Annotated in this window: 1 protein-coding gene; it reads left to right on the top strand. The window is 68.2% G+C overall.

Translation table 11 applies throughout. The features are described from left to right. Nucleotides 1-9: 9 nt before the first annotated feature. Nucleotides 10-1,203: molybdopterin cofactor-binding domain-containing protein (locus AC097L_RS25190; RefSeq protein WP_479589441.1), on the top strand; the 1,194-nt coding region annotated here is incomplete at its 3' end.

A 1,203-nucleotide genomic window follows, 5' to 3' on the forward strand; every position in this document is an offset into this window, starting at 1 on the left:
ATACCCACCATGCTGCCCCACACCGATTACCAAGACATGCCCCGCGTGCTGCAACGCCTGATGACTGCCGCCCAACCCGAAACCTCCACCACCCTGCCCCGGCGCAGCTTCCTGAAACTGGCGGGCTTGGGCGGCCTGGCGCTGGGGGCCTTCCCCTACCTGGCCAGCGCCCAAGCCACGGCCAGCGCGCTCAAACCGACGCAACTGCCCTCGGCCTTTGTGCAGATTGCACCCAATGGCGAAGTCACCGTCACCATCAACCGCCTGGAATTCGGCCAAGGGGTACAGACCGGCCTGCCGATGATCCTGGCCGAGGAGCTGGATGCCGACTGGAGCCTGGTGCGCAGCAAAAGCGGCACCAACGACGCGGCCTACCACGACCCGCTGTTTGGCATGCACCTGACCGGCGGCTCCAATTCGATCAAGAACAGTTTCACCCAGTACCGCGAACTCGGCGCGCGCGCCCGGGCCATACTGTTGTCTGCGGCAGCCGCGCAATGGAACGTGGATGTCGCCACGCTGCGCACGCAGGCCGGCACGGTGATCGGCCCCGGGGGCCGCACGGCGGGCTATGGCGCCCTGGCCGAAGCCGCCATGGCGCTGCCCGTGCCAGAAAAGGTTACGCTGAAAGACCCCAAGGACTTTCGCATCATCGGCCAGCCCACCACGCGCCTGGATGCGCGCGCCAAAAGCAGCGGGCGGCAGGACTTCGGCATCGACGTGAAGCACCCCGGCCAGCTCACCGCCGTGGTGGCGCGCCCACCGGTGTTTGGTGCCCGCCTGGCCTCGGTGGATGACAGCGCGGCACGCGCCGTGAAAGGCGTGAAAGCCGTGTTGCGCATCCCCCTGGACCGGGGCGGCGAAGGCGTGGCGGTGGTGGCCGACGGCTACTGGCCCGCCAAGCTGGGGCGCGACGCCCTGAAGCTGCAATGGGATACGTCTGCCGTGGAGAAGGTAGACAGCGAGAAGCAACTGGTGCAGTACCGGGCGCTGGCCCAGCAGCCCGGCCCGCGCAAGTTCGATGCCGACCTGTCGGCGCTAGACAAGGCCCCGCACCACATTGAAGCCGAGTTCCTGTTTCCGTATCTGGCCCATGCACCCATGGAGCCGCTGAACTGCACCGTGCGGCTGGCGGGCGACAGTGCCGAGCTGTGGGTGGGCACCCAAAGCGCCGGGCTGGACGCGGCGGCGGCTGCCAAGGCG

The organism is Rhodoferax sp. RT5P35, assembly GCF_056521385.1.